General features: G+C 63.5%; 19 protein-coding genes. 11 read left to right on the forward strand and 8 right to left on the reverse strand.

Translation table 11 applies throughout. The annotated features are described in order from the left end of the window. Positions 1-4: 4 nt before the first annotated feature. On the reverse strand, positions 5-2,089 hold the full coding sequence (locus IWX88_RS02825) for an alpha/beta fold hydrolase (protein ID WP_196826935.1): 2,085 nt from the start codon (positions 2,087-2,089) through the stop codon (positions 5-7). A 75-nt stretch (positions 2,090-2,164) separates the two neighbouring features. Between IWX88_RS02825 and IWX88_RS13745 the strand changes: the two genes are divergently transcribed. Further along, a complete protein-coding gene (locus IWX88_RS13745; protein WP_231368739.1) occupies positions 2,165-2,386 on the forward strand; it encodes a hypothetical protein in 222 nt (73 codons plus the stop codon). Between the two features lie 277 nt (positions 2,387-2,663). Here IWX88_RS13745 and IWX88_RS02835 read toward each other — a convergent pair whose 3' ends face one another. The 4 genes from IWX88_RS02835 to IWX88_RS02850 are packed head-to-tail and all read right to left on the reverse strand — an operon-like array spanning position 2,664 to position 7,064. Further along, on the reverse strand, positions 2,664-3,545 hold the full coding sequence (locus IWX88_RS02835) for a F510_1955 family glycosylhydrolase (protein WP_196826937.1): 882 nt from the start codon (positions 3,543-3,545) through the stop codon (positions 2,664-2,666). Positions 3,546-3,557: 12 nt separating this feature from the next. Then, the gene (locus IWX88_RS02840; RefSeq protein WP_196826939.1) at positions 3,558-5,255 is read right to left on the reverse strand and encodes an AMP-binding protein; all 1,698 of its coding nucleotides are present in this window, start codon (positions 5,253-5,255) and stop codon (positions 3,558-3,560) included. A 53-nt stretch (positions 5,256-5,308) separates the two neighbouring features. Then, positions 5,309-6,034 carry a TIGR00645 family protein gene (locus tag IWX88_RS02845; protein WP_196826941.1) on the reverse strand — a complete coding sequence of 242 codons (726 nt, stop codon included), beginning with the start codon at positions 6,032-6,034 and terminating at the stop codon, positions 5,309-5,311. Between the two features lie 49 nt (positions 6,035-6,083). Then, positions 6,084-7,064 (reverse strand): TerC family protein, encoded by a 981-nt coding sequence (locus IWX88_RS02850; RefSeq protein ID WP_196826943.1) that lies wholly within the window; start codon positions 7,062-7,064, stop codon positions 6,084-6,086. 362 nt (positions 7,065-7,426) lie between these two features. Here IWX88_RS02850 and IWX88_RS02855 point away from each other — a divergent pair, with 362 nt between their 5' ends. The 6 genes from IWX88_RS02855 to IWX88_RS02880 all read left to right on the forward strand — a co-directional run bounded on the left by IWX88_RS02855 (position 7,427) and on the right by IWX88_RS02880 (position 13,920). Beyond that, on the forward strand, positions 7,427-8,428 hold the full coding sequence (locus IWX88_RS02855) for a TerC family protein (RefSeq protein WP_196826945.1): 1,002 nt from the start codon (positions 7,427-7,429) through the stop codon (positions 8,426-8,428). Positions 8,429-8,614: 186 nt separating this feature from the next. After that, the gene (gene leuC, locus IWX88_RS02860) at positions 8,615-10,090 is read left to right on the forward strand and encodes a 3-isopropylmalate dehydratase large subunit (RefSeq protein ID WP_196826947.1); all 1,476 of its coding nucleotides are present in this window, start codon (positions 8,615-8,617) and stop codon (positions 10,088-10,090) included. Continuing rightward, a complete protein-coding gene (gene leuD, locus IWX88_RS02865; protein WP_196826949.1) occupies positions 10,090-10,734 on the forward strand; it encodes a 3-isopropylmalate dehydratase small subunit in 645 nt (214 codons plus the stop codon). Before leuC ends, leuD begins: the two co-directional genes overlap by 1 nt. Continuing rightward, positions 10,735-12,102, forward strand: coding sequence for a UDP-N-acetylglucosamine 1-carboxyvinyltransferase (gene murA / locus IWX88_RS02870; RefSeq protein ID WP_196826951.1), 1,368 nt, complete (start codon positions 10,735-10,737; stop codon positions 12,100-12,102). Between the two features lie 8 nt (positions 12,103-12,110). Beyond that, on the forward strand, positions 12,111-12,875 hold the full coding sequence (locus IWX88_RS02875; protein WP_370568142.1) for a lysophospholipid acyltransferase family protein: 765 nt from the start codon (positions 12,111-12,113) through the stop codon (positions 12,873-12,875). 4 nt (positions 12,876-12,879) lie between these two features. Next, positions 12,880-13,920 carry an NAD(P)H-dependent glycerol-3-phosphate dehydrogenase gene (locus tag IWX88_RS02880; protein ID WP_196826953.1) on the forward strand — a complete coding sequence of 347 codons (1,041 nt, stop codon included), beginning with the start codon at positions 12,880-12,882 and terminating at the stop codon, positions 13,918-13,920. A gap of 73 nt (positions 13,921-13,993) precedes the next feature. Here IWX88_RS02880 and IWX88_RS02885 read toward each other — a convergent pair whose 3' ends face one another. After that, positions 13,994-14,521, reverse strand: coding sequence for a DUF3515 family protein (locus IWX88_RS02885; RefSeq protein ID WP_196826956.1), 528 nt, complete (start codon positions 14,519-14,521; stop codon positions 13,994-13,996). A 24-nt stretch (positions 14,522-14,545) separates the two neighbouring features. Here IWX88_RS02885 and thiL point away from each other — a divergent pair, with 24 nt between their 5' ends. Then, positions 14,546-15,532: a thiamine-phosphate kinase gene (gene thiL / locus IWX88_RS02890; protein ID WP_196826958.1), complete on the forward strand. Its 987-nt coding sequence runs from the start codon at positions 14,546-14,548 to the stop codon at positions 15,530-15,532. Between the two features lie 85 nt (positions 15,533-15,617). Here thiL and IWX88_RS02895 read toward each other — a convergent pair whose 3' ends face one another. Then, positions 15,618-16,199, reverse strand: coding sequence for an RsmD family RNA methyltransferase (locus tag IWX88_RS02895; RefSeq protein WP_196826960.1), 582 nt, complete (start codon positions 16,197-16,199; stop codon positions 15,618-15,620). Positions 16,200-16,337: 138 nt separating this feature from the next. Between IWX88_RS02895 and IWX88_RS02900 the strand changes: the two genes are divergently transcribed. The 3 genes from IWX88_RS02900 to IWX88_RS02910 all read left to right on the forward strand — a co-directional run bounded on the left by IWX88_RS02900 (position 16,338) and on the right by IWX88_RS02910 (position 19,690). Then, a complete protein-coding gene (locus IWX88_RS02900) occupies positions 16,338-18,617 on the forward strand; it encodes an ATP-dependent DNA helicase RecG (protein ID WP_196826962.1) in 2,280 nt (759 codons plus the stop codon). A gap of 66 nt (positions 18,618-18,683) precedes the next feature. Further along, complete coding sequence (gene coaD / locus IWX88_RS02905) at positions 18,684-19,166, forward strand: pantetheine-phosphate adenylyltransferase (protein ID WP_196826964.1); 483 nt, start codon at positions 18,684-18,686, stop codon at positions 19,164-19,166. 131 nt (positions 19,167-19,297) lie between these two features. Continuing rightward, positions 19,298-19,690, forward strand: coding sequence for a PLDc N-terminal domain-containing protein (locus tag IWX88_RS02910; RefSeq protein ID WP_231368740.1), 393 nt, complete (start codon positions 19,298-19,300; stop codon positions 19,688-19,690). A gap of 225 nt (positions 19,691-19,915) precedes the next feature. Here IWX88_RS02910 and IWX88_RS02915 read toward each other — a convergent pair whose 3' ends face one another. Continuing rightward, positions 19,916-20,134 carry a hypothetical protein gene (locus IWX88_RS02915; protein ID WP_196826966.1) on the reverse strand — a complete coding sequence of 73 codons (219 nt, stop codon included), beginning with the start codon at positions 20,132-20,134 and terminating at the stop codon, positions 19,916-19,918. Positions 20,135-20,255 lie beyond the last annotated feature (121 nt).

Here is a 20,255-nt window from a genome sequence, read left to right on the forward strand (position 1 = left end):
CGGGTCAGCCCAGCAGCTTCGGGCGCACCCAGTGCGTGCCATTCACATGCTGGTCGAGGAAGGCGAAGACGGTCTCGTACCAGAGCACCGCATGCTGAGGCTTCAGCACCCAGTGATTCTCGTCGGGGAACAGAAGAAACTTGTGCGGGGTCGAGCCATCGGTCGCGGCATGGTGCTCGGCGAGTTCGGACCAGAGCCGAAGGCTCTCGCCGACCGGTACCCGGTAGTCGTTGTCGCCATGAATAACCAGCATCGGCGTCACGATGTCACGCACGCTGTGGTGCGGTGAACTGTCGGTCATGCCCTGTGGGGAGAAGATGCTCTGCCAGTACCAGGAGTTGTCCGTTGTGCCGTTGAACTGGTCGAGCGCCCACAGGCTGGCATGGCTGACAATCGCACGGAAACGGTCGGTGTGGCCGGCCACCCAGTTCGCCATGTAGCCGCCGAACGAGCCCCCGAGGGCCGCGGTGCGGGTGGCGTCGATGTCGGCGCGAGCTTCCGTGGCATCCGTAATCGCCATCAGGTCGGTGAATGGCTTGGCTCCCCAGGCATCCCAGCCCCGGGCGATGAAGTCGAGGCCGTACCCGGTAGACAGGGCGGGGTCGGGCAGCAGAACCGCGTATCCGCGCGAGACGGCGAGAAGAGGATTCCAGCGCCAGCTCCACGCGTTCCAACTGTTGAGTGGGCCGCCGTGGATCCAGAGCAGGAGTGGGGCCGGATGCTGCGGCGATGCGCCATCCGGAAGCAGCAGCCATCCGCGCACCCGTGTGCCATCCTCGGCCACGGTCGTGACCTCGGTGATCGATCCCGGCACTTCGGGAGTCTTGGCTGGCGTCGCAAGCGGGGTGACGGCTCCCGATCGGGAGATGCGCACCGGATGCGGCGGCAACACCCAGGATGACCGAAGCGCCACGAGGTCCCCGCTTGCGAGGTCGACCGCGACTTCGCTGTAGCCGAAATCGTCCGTGGTGAGCTGGCTCGGGGCTCCGCCGTGCAGAGGAATGCGAAAGACCGGACCTCGCCCGTCGTGGTCGGCGGTCACGATGAGGGACTCGTCGTCGGCGTCAAAGATGAGGCTGGACGGCCAGCGATCCCAGCCCGCGGCGATGCGGCGCGCATTACTGCCGTCGATGTTGGCGACCCAGAGTTCCTGATCGGCGGGACCGTCCGGGGTGCTGAAATCAGCGCGCACGAAAGCGATCCGTGCACCATCCCGGCTCACCGCGGGTACTTCGAAGTCCACCCGTTCCTCATCGAAGAGGGTCGTTTTGGTACCGGTCTCGATATCGATCGACACGATGACGAAGCGACCGGACCGCTGCTCGGGCACCTGCAACGACGCGATCAGAGTGCGGCCATCCGGGGTGAGAGCCTGGCCAGCAGTATCGGCGGAACGGCCGGGCACCGGTGTGAGGTCCCGCGGTCGCGGCAGATTCGCCGCATAGGGCAGTGGCTCCGGTGGCGGCACCGGTGCGCCGGTGAGGGGGACTGTGTCCAGCAGGCCGGTCAGGTCGAGCGCGAGGAGGTGTGGCTCCGAGGGCCCGAGATCATGATCCCAGTAGCGCACGGGGTAGCTCTCATGAAGAATCGCCGTGATCTTCTTGGTCTTTCGTTCGAGGCGCGAGGCGGCATCCGTCTCGAGACTGTCGGTGGATGTGAGCAGGCCTGCGGCGATCACGACGGCGTCGGATCCGCTGGCGGTCGCGGCAATTTCGGAGACTCCTCCGGCGAGGCGGGTGACCGCGTGGGCCTCGCCCCCGGCGGCGGGCAGCATCCATACCTGCGAGGTCTCGGTGTCCTTCTCTGCGGTGGCGTCTGGGCGTGCGGAGACGAAGAGGATGTCACCAGAGCCGGTGAACGCGACACCGGATTCCCCCTTGGCCGACCGGGTCAGCCGCGTCGGCGAGCCTGAGCCATCTGCAGGAGCCGACCAGAGCGAACGCTCGTAGGACGTGCGATCGAGGGCGAGGGTCGCAACTGTGAGAACTACGGTGCGGCCATCCGGCGAGAGGGCGAGACCCTCCACCCGGGGTAGCGCGATGTAGTCGTCGAGGGATGCGAACGGCAGAAGTTGAGTCTCAGTTGACATCCCCCCACGCTAGTCGCCAGGGTCGGCGGCGCGTATTCGACGCCGGTGAGGTGGCACCGTGCTTAGAGTTGGCCAATGAACAGCGACCGACCAGTACTCACGGATCTCGAGGCGATGCTCGGTAGCCTCGAGCCGACAGTTCGCGAGGGCGTAGTTGTTTACGCGACGGTAGCCGACGAACTCGTCGCGGGAATCAGCTGCAATGTGCTCGCGGGGGCGCATCACGACCACATCTTGGTGCCATTGGCGCGCACCGATGACGCGCTGCGTGTGCTTCATGAACTCGATAGGGCTTAACGGCCGATAGCCACCCGAGTGCTCGCGTCACGCCACTAAGGTTGTCTCATGTATTCACTTTTGGGATTAGCGGTGTATCTTCTTGGCGCCGCTGCCCTCGCCTTTGCCCTGTTCTGGGTGGTGCGTCTTGGTGTGCGGTACGCCTTGCGCGACCATGACAGATGGCGCGAGAGCAGATCGCCCAATCCGCCATCTGAGCTCCACTAACGCCGTCCCACCAGCTGGGAAGCGGATGCCTGGCGAGCACCGCTGCGGTGCGCGCGTCAGCTGTGCGCCGTCAGCTGTGCGCTGAGAGCACGGTCCAGGTGGCGCCAACGTCATCAGTGACCGAGATGCCCCGGTCATCCGCCACGTAGAGGCGATTACCGTCGACAGTGAAGGCCTGGGGAGTGCCCGTTACCGTGCCACCCTTCGTCCAGGTTCCCTTCGCCCCGCGCGCCCAGACGTTGCCGCTGGTGTCGATGCCCGCGAGCGTGCCAGCCGGATCTGCTGCCACCAGGTACAGTGCGGGGGCGGTGGCGTCCACGGTGAACGTGGTGGCGTTGTCGGTGCTGACGACGAGACCCTTCTGCGTCGTGGCGTAGAGAGAATCGCCGACAGCGAGGATGTCGCGGGCGACAAGTGTGGCGCCGTCGCTCCAGGTGCGGCCGCCATCCATACTGCGCTGGATCTGTTGCTTGCTCGAGTCCATTCCGAACACTCGATCTGCAGCTCCATTGCCGGTCATCACCGTCAAGCCGTGGAAGTCGGTTTTGCCGGTCAGCGATACGTTGGTCCAGGTTGCACCTGCGTCCGTGCTGGTGATCAGGCCGAGGTTCGGGGTGCCGAATGTGTCGGGTGTCGTCGGGCCGGGGTGCCCGGAGGCATAGGCGGTATCACCGGCGATGCTTAACCCCATTGGATCGAAATCCAGGCCGCCGATCGGCCCGGTTGCGCTGGCCTTGCCTGCCGAGCTGACCGCGAGCCGGTAGAGCCCCTCGTGGGTGGCGACGAGCAGGCTGCCGTCGGCGTGATTCACGTCGAGCTCGTGAATGTGCTCGAACGCCACACCGGTCTTTTCCGGCGCTGGCGCGGCACTGTTCGGGGACGAGCATCCGGCGAGAGCGAGCACGGTGACGACAGCGGTGGCAAGGACCACGGTGGTGTTGAGTTTCATCATCTGTGCCCCATTTTACCGCCCGCGCAATTCGTCATCGCGCCACTCGATCGCGATCACGGTGCCGACAGCGACCTCTACTTCGCGAGCCCGAAGCTCTACCCGGCGGATCTTGCCGGAGATCGTCTTCGGCAGTTCCATGAACTCAATGCGACGGATGCGCTGGAACGGCGCGAGTTTTTGGCGCGCGTAAGCGAGGATCGAAAATGCGACCTCGGCCGTTGGCTCGAAGCCGGCAGCGAGCACGACGTAGGCCTTCGGCACGGCGAGGCGCACGGCATCCGGAGCTGGCACGATCGCGGCCTCAGCCACCGCCGGATGCTCGATGAGCACGCTCTCGAGTTCGAACGGGCTGATCTTGTAGTCGGAGGCCTTGAAGACGTCGTCGGTGCGGCCGATGTAGGTGATGTAGCCCTGTGAATCCCGGGCAGCAATGTCACCGGTGTGGAAGTAGCCGTCGTGCATTGTCGCGGCATTTCGCTCGGCATCGCCGACGTAACCGGTCATGAGGTTTACCGGATGCTGACCGAGGTCGACACAGATTTCACCCTCCTCGGCGAGTTGGCCAGAGATCGGGTCGACGAGCACGATCGGGCTGCCGGGAAGTGGGCGGCCCATTGAGCCGTCTTTCACGGGGGAGCCCGGGGTATTGCCAACCACGGCCGTCATCTCGGTCTGGCCGTAGCCGTCGCGGATGGTGAGCCCCCAGTGCGAGCGCACCTGGCTGATCACCTCGGGGTTCAGCGGCTCTCCCGCCGAGATCGCCTCGCGCAGCAGCCCGCTACCCGCAGAGAGGTCGGACTGGATCAGCATCCGCCACACCGTCGGTGGCGCGCAGAAGGATGTGACCCGTTCATCCCGAATCTTCTGCAGCAGCGACGCAGCATCGAAGCGACCGTAGTTGAAGACGAATATGGTGGCCTCGGCGACCCAGGGCGCGAAAAAACAGCTCCAGGCGTGCTTGGCCCAGCCTGGGGAAGAAATGGCGAGGTGGATGTCTCCGGCCTTGAGTCCCAGCCAATACATGGTGGAGAGGTGGCCGACCGGGTACGACACCTGGGTGTGTTCCACGAGCTTCGGCCGCGTGGTGGTGCCCGAGGTGAAGTAGAGCAGCAGCGGATCGTGCGACGAGGTCCCCGGATGCGTAAGCGGCGCTGCAGGCACGGCGAAGGCATCCGCGAAGTCGATCCAATCGCCCGCTCCGGCGCCCACTCGAATGCGGGTGAAGTCACCGGGTACGTCGTCGAATTTGTCGGTATCGGCGGATGCGGCGATTACGTGCCGCACGCCGCCGCGCTGCAGCCGATCGATGAGGTCTGCGGTGCCGAGCGCTGTCGTCGTTGGCAGAATTACCGCGCCGATCTTCATGATGGCGAGCATCGAATCCCAGAGTTCGACCTGATTGCCGAGCATCAGCATGACGGCGTCGCCACGTTTCACCCCGAGCGATTGCAGCCATCGCCCGACCCGGTCGGAGCGTGTTGCCATCTCGTCGAAGCTGAATCGGGCGGTCGAGCCGTTTTCCTCTGCGATCACCAGGGCTGGCGCGGTGTTGCCTCGAGCGACGGCGTCAAACCAGTCGATGCCCCAGTTGAAGGACGCGCCGACATCGGGCCAGCGAAACTCGCCTACAGCCGCGTCGTGGTCATGCCGCAGGGCGACCAACCGATCGCGGGCAGCTCGAAAGTTGTCGGTTGCGGGAGTGTGCGACATCGGTGGCGCTCCTTGCGGTCAGGAGTTCGATCGTAACGCGGGCCACCGTGAGACTAATTCGCGCGAATTTCCCGTGCCAGTTGTTCGTACTGCGCGGCCCGCAATTCCCTCTCCGCCGCGGTGCCGCCCTCCACCGGAAGTGTCATGACGTCGCCGCGCGGTGGCCCGGCGGCGATAGCTCCCGCATACGATGCGCTGGAAATTTTATCGATCCAGGCAAGCGCTACCGCCGACAGGATGAAGACGCTGTGGATGATGACCTGCCAGAACACCCCCTCGGAGGTGTACACCTCATCGGTGACTTCATCGACGGCGGTGGTTGTGGCCCCGAGATCATTCACTCCGATGAAGGTCTTGAGCAGATGGATGGAGGAGATGCCGATGATCGCCATCGCGAGCTTCACCTTGAGCACATTCGCATTGACGTGCGAGAGCCACTCGGGCTGGTCGGGATGACCCTCGATCCGGATGCGGGACACGAAGGTTTCGTAGCCACCGATAATCACCATGATGAGCAGGTTCGCGATCATCACCACGTCGATCAAGCCAAGCACACCGAGCATGATCTCGGCCTCTCGGATTTCGAGTGGGTGCGCCACCACCTTCTCCCCGAGGTGATAAAGCTCCACCATGAAGACGATGACGTAGATGAGCTGGGCCACGATGAGCCCGAGATAGAGCGGGGCCTGCAGCCAGCGGCTGAAGAAGATGACATAGCCGACGCCAGTGACGCCGGCGGGCTGGGGGCGATATTGGCGGGGCTGGGTGGGCGTCGTCATGAAAACCGTTCTTCACAGAGAGAGGTCGGGCGAGGGCAGGGAGGGATGCTCAGGGAGCGGGGATCTTCGCGTCGCCCCGTGTCTTGCGCAGGCTGAGTACCGTGGCCACGGCGATCGTGAGGCCGATGAAGGTCAGCGAGAACCAGATCGGAATGTCGGGAGCCCACTTCACCGACTCTCCACCATTGATGAATGGCAGCTCGTTTACCTTGAGCGCGTGCAGCACGAGCTTCACACCGATGAAGGCGAGGATGACTGCCAAACCCTGGGCGAGATAGACGAGGCGCTCAAGCAGCCCGCCGATGAGGAAGTAGAGCTGGCGAAGTCCCATCAGCGCGAAGGCGTTGGCGGTGAACACGATGTAGGCCTCGTTTGTGAGGCCGTAAATAGCGGGAATCGAGTCGACCGCAAAAATCAAGTCGACGAATCCGATGGCCACGATCGTGAGCAGCATCGGGGTGAAGAATCGCTTGCCGTCGATCTTCACCGAGAGGCGGTCGCCATGGTAGTCGTCTGTCAGCGGCAGAATCCGGCGAGCAAATTTTACCAAGCGCCCATTGGCCGGATCGCTCTCGTGCGAGCTGAACGCCTGGCGGTAGGCCAGAACGAGCAGGAGTGCACCGAAGATATAGAAGACCCAGGAGTAGTTCTCGATCAGCGCCGCTCCCACGGCGATGAACCCGCCGCGCATGATCAGGGCGATGACAATGCCGATCATCAGCACCTTCTGCTGGTACTTCTTGGGCACCGCGAAACCAGTCATCACGAGGAGGAAGACAAAAAGATTGTCAATCGACAGTGCTTTCTCCGTGAGGTATCCGGCGAAGTATTCCCCGCCGAAACCCCAGCCGGACACGAGACCGATACCCACTCCGAAGAGCAGGGCGAGGCCGATATAGAACGCTGACCAGCGTGCGGACTCACCGATTGTCGGTTCGTGTGGTGTGCGCACGTGCGCAAAGAATTCGAACACGAAGAATGCGATCGTGATCGCGATGGTGATGATCCAAATCAGGGGTGTGATGCCCACAGGGCTCTCCTTGGTCGGTTACTGCACGGACCAAGGTCTCTTCCACCCAAAATATGGGCAAGCCGTCCGGAGCCCTGATGAGTGCTCGTAATGACGAATCGGCTTTGCGGGAATACTCCCCTTGTAAATGCGAGCCTAGCCCATGAATCACCGGAGAGTGCTCGAAGCCGGGCCCACTCGCTGTGGCGTCTAAGATTGACTCCGCGAAGGGGAGTATTCCCAGGGACTAAAGAAGCCCGGCACCGCATCCGTCAAGACGGTCGCCACTGTTGCTGGCCCGGGTGCGGCGGTGCCATATCGATCGGCACGGAAGAGACTTTCGGGCTTTTGGCAACCCTCGCCGCCCTCCTCTGAAAGGCCTCATGGACCTGCAACTCCCGCTCTGGTTCGAGATCACGAGCATCACCGTGCTGCTCCTCATCGTCACTGCCGACCTTGTGCTCGCCTATAAACGACCGCACATTCCCTCAACCCGGGAATCGAGCCTCTGGGTCGGCTTCTACGTATCACTCGCCCTCATCTTCGCCGTGGTGATGTTTTTCATCGGGGGAGGTGAGAACGCCGGACAGTTCATCGCCGGCTGGCTTACCGAGTACAGCCTGTCGATTGACAACCTCTTCGTCTTCGTGATCATCATGGCGAGGTTCTCGGTGCCGCGAAAGTACCAGCAGGAGGTTCTGATGGTCGGCATCATCATCGCGCTCGTGCTGCGTGCGATCTTTATTCTTCTCGGTGCGCAGTTGATCGAGAACTTCAGCTGGATTTTCTATATCTTCGGGGCCTTTCTCCTGTACACCGCGTTCGTGCAGGCCTTCCAGAACAGCGAGGAGCTGGATGAGAAGGAGAGCGTCATTATTCGCCTTCTGCGCAAACGCATTCGTATTTCCAACGATTTCGACGGGGCCAAGCTGCGAACGGTCATCGGTGGCAAGAAGGTCTTCACGCCAATCATCGTGGTGTTCATCGCCATCGGCACGACAGACCTGGTCTTCGCGCTTGACTCGATCCCGGCAATCTTCGGCATCACGACAAGCGCGTTTATCGTCTTCACCGCCAATGTGTTCGCCCTGATGGGTCTTCGCCAGCTGTACTTCCTGCTCGGTGACCTGATCGACAAGCTGGTCTATCTCAAGTACGGAATCGCTTTCATCCTCGCCTTTATCGGGTTCAAGCTCGTGGCACACGCACTGCACACCAACGAAGTGCGGTTCATCAACGGGGGAAGGGGAGTGGAGTGGGCGCCGGAGATCGGTACTGTCTTCTCACTCGGCGTGATCGTGGCCTCGATGGCGGTGGCGGTAATCGCAAGCCTGATCAAGATTCGTCACGATCGACGGCGAGTGTCGGTCGACTCCAACCATTAGCTGGTGGATCGTGCGTCGCCGGGGAGGCGTTCGTAATCGGTGTTAGCCTGAGCCGGTGCTATTCGGTCTGCTTCTCCTTCGCAGCCGCGACGGGTCCTAGTTTCCCAGCCTCCCTCGTCGCGGAGTCTGGTGCGGGTCCACGCGCCGCTGGCTGACCCCCCTTTGGTATCGGAGAGCTCACCACACATGATCGATGTAATTCACGCAGTACCCCGCACACTCGCCGCGAAAGTATGGGATGACCACCTGGTTGTGGCGGGGGAGGACGGCACCCCCGACCTGATCTACATCGACCTCCACCTGGTTCACGAGGTGACGAGTCCGCAAGCATTCGATGGGCTGCGTCTTGCCGGACGCCCGGTACGCCGCCTCGATCTGACCATCGCAACCGAGGACCACAACACCCCGACCGTCGACATCGATAAGCCGATTGCGGATCTCACCAGCCGCACCCAGATCCAGACCCTGCGCAACAACTGCGCGGAGTTTGGTGTGCGCCTGCACTCGCTCGGCGACATCGACCAGGGGATCGTGCACGTGGTCGGCCCGCAGCTCGGCCTCACCATGCCCGGCATCACCGTCGTCTGTGGCGACTCTCACACCTCCACCCACGGGGCATTCGGCGCAATGGCATTCGGTATCGGCACCAGTGAGGTCGAGCACGTGCTCGCTACCCAGACTCTGCCGCTCATCGCGTTCAAGACGATGGCGATCACCGTCGAGGGTTCCTTGCGACCCGGCGTGACGGCCAAGGACATCATCCTCGCCGTCATCGCCCAGATCGGCACCGGCGGCGGTCAGGGCTACGTTCTCGAGTTCCGCGGCAGCGCCATCCGCTCCCTCTCGATGGAGGGTCGGATGACGGTCTGCAACATGTCGATCGAGGCCGGCGCGCGAGCCGGGATGATCGCCCCGGACCAGGTGACCTACGACTACCTGTTCGGTCGTCCGCACGCACCAACAGGCGCGGACTGGGATGCCGCGGTTGCCTACTGGGACACCCTCGCAACCGATGCCGATGCCGTGTTCGATGCCGAAGTGTTCCTCGATGCAAATGTGCTCGAGCCCTTCGTCACCTGGGGAACCAATCCCGGCCAGGGTGTATCTCTCAGCGACAGCGTGCCCGATCCAGCCCTGATCATTGACCCGAACGAGCGTGCCTCGGCCGAGCGGGCGCTGCACTACATGGATCTCACAGCGGGCACCCCGCTCAAGGAGATTCACGTTGATGCGGTGTTCATGGGATCGTGCACTAACAGCCGAATCGAAGACCTGCGACTGTTCGCTTCGATCATCAAGGGGCAGAAGAAGGCGGATGGCGTTCGCGTCATGGTCGTGCCCGGTTCGGCCCGCGTGCGCATCGAGGCCGAAGCCGAGGGTATCGACCAGATCGTGAAAGACTTCGGCGCGGAGTGGCGGTTTGCCGGCTGCTCGATGTGCCTCGGCATGAACCCTGACCAGCTCGCACCTGGCGAACGGTGCGCATCCACCTCCAACCGCAACTTCGAGGGCCGGCAGGGTAAGGGCGGACGCACGCACCTGGTTTCGCCGCTGGTCGCAGCGGCTACGGCGATTCGAGGCACGCTTTCTTCCCCGTGGGACCTCGGTCTTCAGACGGCGGGTCTCGGTACGGACTCCAACACCGCGGGAGGGAACGCCTGATGGACAAAATCTCTGTCGTTACCGGAGTCGCGGTGCCGCTCAAACGCGCCAATGTCGACACCGACCAGATCATTCCCGCGGTCTTCCTCAAGCGGGTCACCAAAACCGGATTCGACGACGCGCTGTTTTCTGCGTGGCGTCAGGATCCCGACTTCGTGCTCAACAATCCCGCTTTCGCCGGCGGGCGAGTTCTGATCGCCGGGCCAGATTTCGGCACCGGATCCAGCCGCGAGCACGCCGTCTGGGCGCTGCGCGATTATGGCTTCCATGCGGTACTCAGCCCTCGCTTCGGTGACATCTTCCGAGGCAACTCCGGCAAGCAGGGGTTGGTCGCTGGCGAGATCAGCGAATCCGACCTCGTGGCGCTGTGGGCTGCGATTGACGCACAGCCCGGCATCGAGGCATCCGTCGACCTCGTAGCCAAGACGGTGACCATCGGCGATTTCGCTGTGCCATTCCTGATCGACGATTACACTCGGTGGCGGTTGCTTGAGGGCCTGGATGACATCGGACTGACCCTGCGAAACGAAGCACGGATCACCGCGTTCGAGGAGCATCGGGAAGCCTGGCGTCCGCGTACTATTCCAATACAACCGGTTCAACCGATTCAACCGATCATGATCAACGATGGCGCAGGTGAATAAATGAGTCGTCTGCTCACAGATGCCCAGAAGGCGGGACAGCGGGTGGGATTGAAGTCTGATGAGATCACGATCACCGGCGGCAATCCCCTGACCGGTCGCATCGCTGTGCGCGGCGCCAAGAACCTCGCCACCAAGGCAATGGTGGCCGCCCTTCTTGGTGAGACCCCGAGCATCCTGCGCGACGTTCCCGACATCAGTGATGTCGAGGTTGTGCGCGGACTCCTCGAGGTCTACGGCGTGATCGTCACCACCCCGCACCCCGGAGAACTGCATTTCGACACGTCGAACGTGGAGAAGGCGCACTTCGCCGAGATCGATGCACACGCCGGATCCTCTCGTATTCCGATTCTCTTTTGTGGACCGCTGCTTCACCGCCTCGGCGAGGCTCGGATTCCCGACCTCGGTGGCTGTCGTATTGGTGATCGCCCGATCGACTTCCATCTTGATGCTCTGCGTGCCTTCGGCGCTGTCGTCGACAAATCATTCGAGGGCATCTACATCACCGCCCCCGACGGGCTGCACGGTGCCAACATCCATTTGCCGTATCCCAGCGTCGGAGCCACCGAGCAGGTGCTGCTCACCGCTGTGCGTGCGAAGGGCACTACGGAGCTGAGAAACGCGGCGATCGAGCCCGAGATCATGGATCTCATCGCCATCCTGCAAAAAATGGGCGCGATCATCTCGGTCGAGCCGAGTCGGGTCATCCTGATCGAGGGTGTCGACCGTCTCGATGGCTACAAGCACCGCGCGCTCTTCGACCGCAACGAGGTGGCCAGCTGGGCCGCCGCGGCACTCGCCACCAAGGGTGACATCTTCGTGGAGGGCGCACGCCAGAGCGAGATGATGACGTTCCTCAATGTCTTTCGCAAGGTCGGCGGCGCCTTCGATGTAGAGGATGACGGCATTCGGTTCTACCACCCGGGAGGCGAACTGGGGCCGGTGACCATTGAGACGGATGTTCACCCCGGCTTCATGACGGATTGGCAGCAGCCCCTGATTGTGGCGCTCACGCAGGCCACCGGGGTTTCGTATGTGCACGAGACCGTATACGAAGACCGATTCGGTTTTACGTCGGCGCTCAACGAGATGGGCGCAAATATTGTCGTTCACAAGGATGGCCTTGCGGACCATCCGCGCCGCGTTGCCCGCCGGGACTTCGAGCAGGCTGCGGTCGTCACCGGCCCGACGCCACTGCACGGGGCCAATGTGCGTGTTCCCGACCTGCGTGGCGGGTTCAGTTATCTCATCGCAGCCCTGACCGCCGAGGGTGTCTCGACCGTGAGTAACGTGGGCATCATCAGCCGGGGCTACGAACACTTCATCGACAAGCTCGCGATTCTCGGGGCCGACTTCGTCTTCGAGGGCTGAACATCGACGTGTCGGCAACTCCCGCAGAGACGCGAATCAGGTCGGAAAAGATCGCCATCTTCCGGCTCTTGGCCCTCGTGCTTGTGCCACCGATGGAATTTCTCGCGCGCTTCGTGATCATCGACGGTCACAAACTACCGAAGACCGGCGCCTTCGTTCTCTCGCCTAACCACTACAGCGAGATCGATCCGGTAGTGATCGGGCGAGTCATGTACAAGCTCGGGCGAATGCCGCGGTACCTCACCAAAGCATCCCTCTTCTCAGTGCCCGTCATGGGCTGGTTTTTGCGCACGTCCGGCCAGATTCCGGTCGAGCGCACCGGGGTTGTGCGCGGGCACGATCCAATTGCCGCAGCCAATACCCTCGCGCACGCCGGGCACGCAGTGGTGATCTACCCCGAGGGTTCGCTCACGCGCGATCCCGACCTGTGGCCGATGCGCGGCAAGACGGGGGCGGTGCGCATGGCGCTGCTCGCCGATATTCCGTTGATCCCGGTCGCGCACTGGGGCACCCAGCACGTGATGTCGCGCTATGGCAGAAAGATCAGCCTGTTTCCGCGCAAAACAATCACCATAAAGATCGGTGACCCGGTCGACCTCTCCGCTTTTCGCGGCAAGGGGCTGGATCCACAGACGCTCACGGCGGCGACCACAGTGCTCATGACCGAGATCACCAAGCTGCTCGCCGACTTGCGCGGCGAGCCGATCCCCGCTGAAATCTGGGATCCGTCCAAGCACAGCCAGACCGAGATTGGCCGTTTTGAACAACCCTAATCCGATGACTCTGCCCATCCGCCTCTCGCGTCCCGGGGTGCGTCGCGTTGCGGTGCTCGGTGCCGGAAGCTGGGGTACCACCTTCGCAAAAGTGCTCGCCGACGGTGGATCCGATGTCGCACTCTGGGCGCGGCGGCCAGAGGTGGCCCGGGAAATATCCCAGTCCAAGCGCAACAGCGACTATCTGCCGGGGATCAACCTGCCGCGTAACCTCTGGGCATCCTCCTTCATCCCCGACGTCCTCGACGGTGCCGAGATCGTGTTCGTCTCCGTTCCGAGCCAGTCGCTGCGAGAGAACCTGCGAATCGTGCGCGACCTTATTCCACCCGAGTCAATCGTTGTGTCTCTGATGAAGGGGGTGGAGAAGGGCACCGGCGATCGCATGAGCGAGGTCATTCTCCAGGAGCTCGAGATCGATTCGAATCTCGTCGCCGTGACCTCTGGACCCAATCTCGCGCTCGAGATAGCCAAGGAGCAGCCGACCGCCGCCGTGGTTTCCTCTGCGTCGCTCGACACCGCGACCCTCGTGGCTGCTGCGGCGACGAACCCCTACTTTCGCTCATTCGTGAACACGGACGTCATCGGCACCGAGTTCGGCGGTGTGCTCAAGAACCTCATCGCGGTGGCCATCGGAATTGTCGACGGCGTTGGATATGGCGAGAACACGAAAGCATCCATCATCACTCGCGGCCTTGCGGAGATGACCGATTTTGCCGTTGCCTACGGCGGCCTCGCGCAGACACTCTCGGGACTCGCGGGGCTCGGCGACCTCATTGCCACCTGCGAGTCATCGCTTTCGCGCAATAACACTGCTGGGAGGCTGCTCGGACAGGGCTACAGCTTCACGGATGTGGTGAAGCAGATGAACCAGACCGCTGAAGGTCTCTCCTCTGTCGCGCCGATCCTCGCGCTCGCTGCTGCTCGCGGGGTGGATATGCCGATCGTCGCTCAAGTGGCGCAGGTGCTCGCAGGAACAATGAATCCGCGGGACATCGCCCCGCACTTGACGACCGACGAAAGTACTCCCGCGATCCTCGTCGAGTAGCACCACATCGTGCATCAGCGCCGGTGTATCAGCACCGGTAGCGAATACGAGCCAACCCGAATGCAGCCCATAACTAGCCAGTCGGCACCGGAGTCGGCGTGCTCTCTGGCACGAAGCCGGGGTCTCGACTCGTGCACGCCTTGGTCTGCGCGATCGATCCGACGGCGTTTGACAGGGCGTCCAAGATGATGGCCCCCTGACCCTGGGTGAGCTCGGTATCGACCACAACCTGTGTCGCAGGTGACCGCCCCCAGGTTGTGTAGACGTAGCGGGGTGAGCCCGAGATATCCACGACCCAGTCGATACCGTTGACGGTCGAGCAGCTCGCCGAGGGAGCTGGCTGAGCTACCCCGCAGCGCAGCAGGACCGAGGCGGGGTCGCCCCAGGCGCCGGTGGCCTGAGCATTCGTGTTACGCAGGGGCTGATCCACGACGGACTTTGGCAACCGCACGATGATCTCGGCACACTTCGGGTCCGTCGCATTCGCTGCTGGCGTGAGAGGGACGGTCGGGACGCAGGCCGTGATCAGCACGAGCAGCAGCGGGATGAACAGTCCGACCGCGAGAACCGCGCGTTTCGGCAGTTGAGAAATCACAGGCATTACATTCAGGTTACCGTTTGAAGCATGACGATCACGCCAGAACCTGTCGTTGCCGACACACTCGGGAGCATTGGAGAGTCGGCCGTGCTGGCGCGGATTTTCCCTCGGCTGCCCGCCGCGGCATCCGCCCTGCTCGGTCCGGGGGATGATTGCGCCGTCGTTGCTGCTCCGGACGGGCGATTTGTGGTGACCACCGACATGATGATCCACGGTCCGGATTTTCGCTTGGCCTGGTCGACCCCTCATGACCTCGGCTGGAAGGCTGCTGCCTCCAATCTGGCGGATGTCGCTGCTATGGGCGCCGTGCCGAGCGCGCTCGTCGTAGCAATCGCCGCCCCCGCCGACTCTCCCGTTTCGCTGCTCGAGGGCATCGCCGATGGGCTGAGGGATGCCTGCGAGACACTCGCGCCGGGATGCGGTGTCGTCGGCGGGGACCTCTCTGTCTCGGCAACCATCACCATCGCCGTCACCGCCTTCGGTGACCTCGAAGGGCGGACCCCCGTGCTGCGCTCAGGCGCATCGCCCGGCGACACAGTTGCTGTGGCCGGCCCGCTCGGCGAGGCCGCATTGGCCCTGCGACTGCTCTTCAGCAACGCAGTCGACCCCTCCGGACGACCGGATGCAGCGCTCGCCACCGCGCTGCGGTCCCGCACCGCACCGCAGCTCGCTCCGACCCCGCCGATTGCTGCCGGCCGGGTCGCCGCTCTCGCTGGAGCAACGGCGATGCTCGACCTCAGCGACGGTCTCGCGATCGATTGCGCTCGCCTTGCCCGGGCGAGCGGCGTCGGCGTCGACTTCGCCTCGGCCACACTCGGTCCGGACACCGCACTCGCACTTGCCGGTGGGGAAGACCACTCATTGCTCGCGACCTTCCCGCCGGGAGCAACGCTGCCCGCGGAGTTTCGTCGCATCGGAGTGTGCATCGAAGGCCAGGGCCTCACGGTCGATGGTTCGCCCCATGACTCCACCGGCTGGGACCCGTATCGTGACTGGGCAGGATCTGCGGGCTGAGCCGACTCCGGCGGATGATCGTGGGCTGGCCCATCCACCGCAGCCCATCCACCGCAGCCCATTCACCGCAGCCCATCCACCGCAGCTAATCGGCGAGTGAAGGTACTGCGCCAGCCCACCACAGTGTTGTATCGCCGTAGTCCTTGCGCCGAGTGCGCGTGATCCCGGGCGGCCAGTCGGGTTCGGGAGATCGGCTGCTTCGCTCGAGACAGAGCACGGCGTCCGGTGCGAGATGCGCCGCGAGCGATGCGAGATTCTCTGCGAGTTCTGTCTCGGCGAGGTCGTAAGGCGGATCCATGAAGACGAGGTCCCAGGTCTCGGGGTTGCTCGTGAGGAATGACTGCACGAGGCGTCCGCTCACTTCGATCCTCAGAGTGGAGCCCCGTGGCGCCCTGGCCAGTACGGTTGCCGCGTTCGCCCGACACACTGCGGTGCCGACGCCGCCGCGTTCGACCAGTCGCACGAGGGCGGCACCTCGGCTGGCTGCTTCGAGGCCGAGCGCTCCGGATCCGGCATAGAGATCGAGTACTCGAGCACCGTCGATCGCGTCTCGCGCTTCGAGTGCGGAGAAGATCGCCTCGCGCACGCGGTCGCTGGTGGGGCGTGTGCCATCCCCGGGAGTCTTGAGTGCAATGGATCCGGCGAATCCGGAGATTATTCGAGTCATCGAGTCCGACCTTATCGGGCTCTACAGCGTGTTCCGGGTTCTACAGCGTGTTCGCTCGTCAGGACTGCTGCCCACCCACGATTTTGCCGCCCTGCCTGGCCGACCGTTACAGTCGGGCCCCGGCGGTAGCCTGTCGAGGTGGACTCTCCGCTCGATGCCAAGCTCAGCACCGCCCTCGGTGGGCGCACTGCGGCGGCACTCGAGAAGGGTCTCGGGCTGGCAACGGTCGGCGATCTGCTCACCCACTATCCCCGGCGGTATGCCCTGCGCGGGGAACTGACCGCGCTCGCTCAGCTCTCGGTGGATGAAAACGTCACGATTGTCGCGGAGGTGCTCGTGGTGCAGGAGCGCACGATGCGAGCACGCAAGGGGTCGATCTTCGAGGTGACGATCAGCGATGGCAGCGACATCCTCTCCCTCACCTTCTTCAACCAAGCCTGGCGCAAGGCCGAGCTCAAGCCCGGAGTACGCGGTATCTTCGCCGGCAAAGTCGGCGACTATCGCGGAACGATCCAGTTGGCACACCCCGACTACGAACTTTTCGAGACGGATGACACGGGCGAAGACTCTGAGGCCGGTGCGGAGCGGGCGCGCAAGTGGGCCGAGCAGCCGGTGCCGATCTATGCGGCCACGGCAGCGGTCGCCTCCTGGCAACTCGCAAAGGCCGTCGGGGTGCTGCTCGATACGCTTCCGCTGCTGGATGACCCCGTACCGGGCGCGGTGCGCGGGGATCGCGGGCTGATGAGTTATTCGCGCGCTCTCGCGCTCATCCATCGGCCGGAGAAAGACATCGAGTGGCGGGCAGCGCAGAAGTCTCTTCGTTTCCAGGAGGCCTTCGTGCTGCAGGCGGCACTGCTCGAGCAGCGGGCACTGTTGAAACTCCAGTCATCGACCCCTCGCGTACCGAAGCCGGGTGGCCTGCTCGAGCGGTTCGATGCGCAACTCCCGTTCGTGCTCACCGGGGACCAGACAACCGTCGGTGCGGAGATTGCCGGCGACATCGCGGCATCCGCTCCCATGAATCGACTCGTGCAGGGGGAGGTCGGATCGGGCAAGACCCTTGTTGCGTTGCGGGCGATGCTCGCCGTCGCCGACACCGGCGGGCAGTCCGCGCTACTGGCACCGACAGAGGTGCTCGGGGGGCAGCACCTGCGCTCGATCGTCAAGACTCTCGGCCCAGACCTCGCGGCCGAACTGCGCCCCACCCTGATCACCGGCCAGCTGCCGGTGGCGGATCGGCGCAAAGCCACACTCGCGGCAGTGAGCGGGCAGGCGCAGATCGTGGTCGGAACGCATGCCCTGCTGAGTGAGAGTGTGGCGTTTTACGACCTCGGACTCGTGGTCGTCGACGAACAGCATCGGTTCGGCGTTGAACAGCGCGAGGCGCTGCGTCGTAAGGGCACAGTGCCGCCGCACGTTCTCGTGCTGACGGCGACGCCGATTCCGCGCACGGTGGCGATGACCGTGTTTGGAGACCTGGATGTTTCGACGATCGCCGAGTTGCCCTCCGGTCGCGTGCCGATCCAGAGTTTCGTGGTGCCTCTCGCCGACAAGCCCGGGTGGGTGAACCGGGTCTGGGAGCGTCTCGCCGAGGAGTTGGCTCAGGGGCGACAGGGATTCGTGGTGTGCCCCGCGATCGACAGCACACTCATCGAGAGTCCGCTCGTCGAGGGTGCCGTTCGCGCGCCGAAATCCGGGCCAGTTCGCACACAACGGGCTGGCGTGCCGGCCCGGGATGACCGTAATGGCCCGGATACGGAATCGGCGGCGGCAGGATCGGCGGCAGCAGGATCGGCGGCAGCGGAACTGGCCAACGTTACTGACACCCTCGCGGCCGTCCGGGCTAATCCGTTATTTGCAGGCAGACGTATCGAGCCACTGCATGGCCGTCTCGCGAGCGAGGACAAGGATGCCCTGATGCGCGCCTTTGCCGCCGGGGAGATTGATGTGCTCGTGGCGACGACGGTGATCGAGGTGGGTGTGGATGTGCCCAACGCCTCGACGATGGTGATTCTTGATGCCGATCGTTTCGGTGTCTCCCAGCTACACCAGTTGCGCGGGCGGGTGGGCCGTGGCGGAGTGCCCGGGCTCTGTCTGATGGTGACTCACGCCGAGGTGGAGACTCTTGCCCGCGAGCGGGTTGAGATCGTGGCATCCACCCTCGACGGTTTCGAACTGGCGCAGAAGGACCTCGAGCTAAGGCAGGAGGGCGATGTGCTCGGCAGCACCCAGTCGGGCGGCAGGTCATCCCTTCGACTGTTGCGTGTCGCCAAAGACGGGGTGCTCATCACCGAGGCGCGCGCAATCGCACAGGGGGTACTGGCTGATGATCCATCGCTCGGTTCGCATCCTGCACTGCGAATGGCCCTCGAGCGTCGACTCGACGAGGCGAGCCGGGACTTCCTGGCGAAGAACTGAGTGGCTGTGCCGCACGGTTGCGCGGAAGATCACAAACTTGTAACACCCGTGCCGTAGGCTCGCAGCATGAGCAGGATCGCCGTCGTTCCCGGTTCCTTCGACCCGGTGACCCTCGGTCACCTCGATGTGATTGAACGGGCAGCCAGGATCTTCGACCGGATCCACGTGCTGGTCGTTCACAACCCGACGAAGACCGCGCTGCTTCCGGTCGCGCAGCGGGTTGCCCTGATCGAGAGGGCGATTGTGGATGCCGGGTTCGAGGGCGACATCATCGTGACCTCCTGGAGTGTTGGACTGCTCGTTGACTACTGCACAGAGGTCGGGGCGAGCGTGATCGTGAAGGGTGTCCGCTCCCAACTGGATGTGGCCTACGAGACGCCGATGGCGATCGTGAACCGCAATCTGGCTGACGTCGAAACGATCTTCATGCTTCCGGATCCCGCCCACGCGCACGTCTCGAGTTCTCTGGTGCGCCAGGTCGCGGGTCTCGGCGGAGATGTCGCTCCCTACGTGCCGAAGGCGGTTGCAGACTTTCTTCAGACCGGCTGAGGCATTCGCGGTCTCACCTTCGTCGTATCCCGGCGCTCGCATTAATGCGAAGGCGACATGCGACGCAGGAGCAGAGGGGGATACCCGCCCGGGGTCTCGTGTTCTGGCTCGGCTATCTCTAAGCTCGGCTCATGTACCTTCTGATTTCCGGGCTTGGTCTCATGTTCATGATCTTCGCCCTCGTCGACATCATCCGGGCTGACCAGTCGATGATCCGGTACCTCGATAAGCCCATCTGGATCATCATCGTGATCCTGCTTCCGCTGATCGGCTCGGTGCTCTGGTTCGTCATCGGCCGGGACTCTGGGCAGACCGCCGAGCTCGGCAGTTTTGGTGACCCGCGCCGGCGGGAGGCGCCGCGCGGCAGTGCTCAGTCGCCGCACTCCCAGAGCACTACCGAGCGTGAACTTGCGGCCCTCGAGCGCGAGATCGAACACCAGAATCAGGAGGATCGCATTCGCCGTCTTGAGGCACACCTGCGCGCGCACCCCAACGACACCATTCCGAAGAAATCCGAGTCATAACTCGTGCACTCACGGGACGGCTCTTCAAAAAGGGCGATGCGGGTGCTTCGCTTGTAAACGAGACTGCGCGACGTGAAGAGCGCTGACGGCACTGCCCTGAACTGGGGCCGGATACGCCGGATGCCCAGTAACAAGACGCGCACGAAGGTGCGCACGCCGGCGAGGTCAACTTGGTCGGACCTTGTTCCCACCACTATCCCCGTCTCACTCTGCGTGAATTGAGTCTCATGGCTTCGAGCGATCGGCTGCTACTGAGCGTGGTGGCGGGTGGGCCCTGAGCGGGCTGCCGAAGAAAGAGTCGCCTACCTCATCCAGCGGGTGCTTGCAGGCGAGGCCCCGAACGACGACCTTGGCGAACGAGAGCAAGCAGTCGTGCGAGCGGACTGGGCCGAGCAGGCCGATGATCTCGTCGAGCATCTGAATCTCGAAGCTGAGTTCACCCAAGTTGGTAGGTTGTGGACCGACGCGGACGCAAACGGGCATGCTGTCTCACGCGGTGCCGACACACCCGGTGCTGTTTCACCCGGCGCTGTTTCATCCAGTGCTGCGACCTCCAGGGAGGTAG

The organism is Frigoribacterium sp. CG_9.8 (assembly GCF_015751965.1).
In the GTDB taxonomy this organism is placed as follows: Bacteria; Actinomycetota; Actinomycetes; order Actinomycetales; family Microbacteriaceae; genus Lacisediminihabitans.

Bases quoted from the DNA above. Each gene is read 5' to 3' on its own strand.
- IWX88_RS02825 (WP_196826935.1), bottom strand. From the start codon at position 2,089: ATGTCAACTGAGACTCAACTTCTGCCGTTCGCATCCCTCGACGACTAC.
- IWX88_RS13745 (WP_231368739.1), top strand. From the start codon at position 2,165: ATGAACAGCGACCGACCAGTACTCACGGATCTCGAGGCGATGCTCGGT.
- IWX88_RS02835 (WP_196826937.1), bottom strand. From the start codon at position 3,545: ATGATGAAACTCAACACCACCGTGGTCCTTGCCACCGCTGTCGTCACC.
- IWX88_RS02840 (WP_196826939.1), bottom strand. From the start codon at position 5,255: ATGTCGCACACTCCCGCAACCGACAACTTTCGAGCTGCCCGCGATCGG.
- IWX88_RS02845 (WP_196826941.1), bottom strand. From the start codon at position 6,034: ATGACGACGCCCACCCAGCCCCGCCAATATCGCCCCCAGCCCGCCGGC.
- IWX88_RS02855 (WP_196826945.1), top strand. From the start codon at position 7,427: ATGGACCTGCAACTCCCGCTCTGGTTCGAGATCACGAGCATCACCGTG.
- leuC (WP_196826947.1), top strand. From the start codon at position 8,615: ATGATCGATGTAATTCACGCAGTACCCCGCACACTCGCCGCGAAAGTA.
- leuD (WP_196826949.1), top strand. From the start codon at position 10,090: ATGGACAAAATCTCTGTCGTTACCGGAGTCGCGGTGCCGCTCAAACGC.
- murA (WP_196826951.1), top strand. From the start codon at position 10,735: ATGAGTCGTCTGCTCACAGATGCCCAGAAGGCGGGACAGCGGGTGGGA.
- IWX88_RS02880 (WP_196826953.1), top strand. From the start codon at position 12,880: ATGACTCTGCCCATCCGCCTCTCGCGTCCCGGGGTGCGTCGCGTTGCG.
- IWX88_RS02885 (WP_196826956.1), bottom strand. From the start codon at position 14,521: ATGCCTGTGATTTCTCAACTGCCGAAACGCGCGGTTCTCGCGGTCGGA.
- thiL (WP_196826958.1), top strand. From the start codon at position 14,546: ATGACGATCACGCCAGAACCTGTCGTTGCCGACACACTCGGGAGCATT.
- IWX88_RS02895 (WP_196826960.1), bottom strand. From the start codon at position 16,199: ATGACTCGAATAATCTCCGGATTCGCCGGATCCATTGCACTCAAGACT.
- coaD (WP_196826964.1), top strand. From the start codon at position 18,684: ATGAGCAGGATCGCCGTCGTTCCCGGTTCCTTCGACCCGGTGACCCTC.
- IWX88_RS02910 (WP_231368740.1), top strand. From the start codon at position 19,298: ATGTACCTTCTGATTTCCGGGCTTGGTCTCATGTTCATGATCTTCGCC.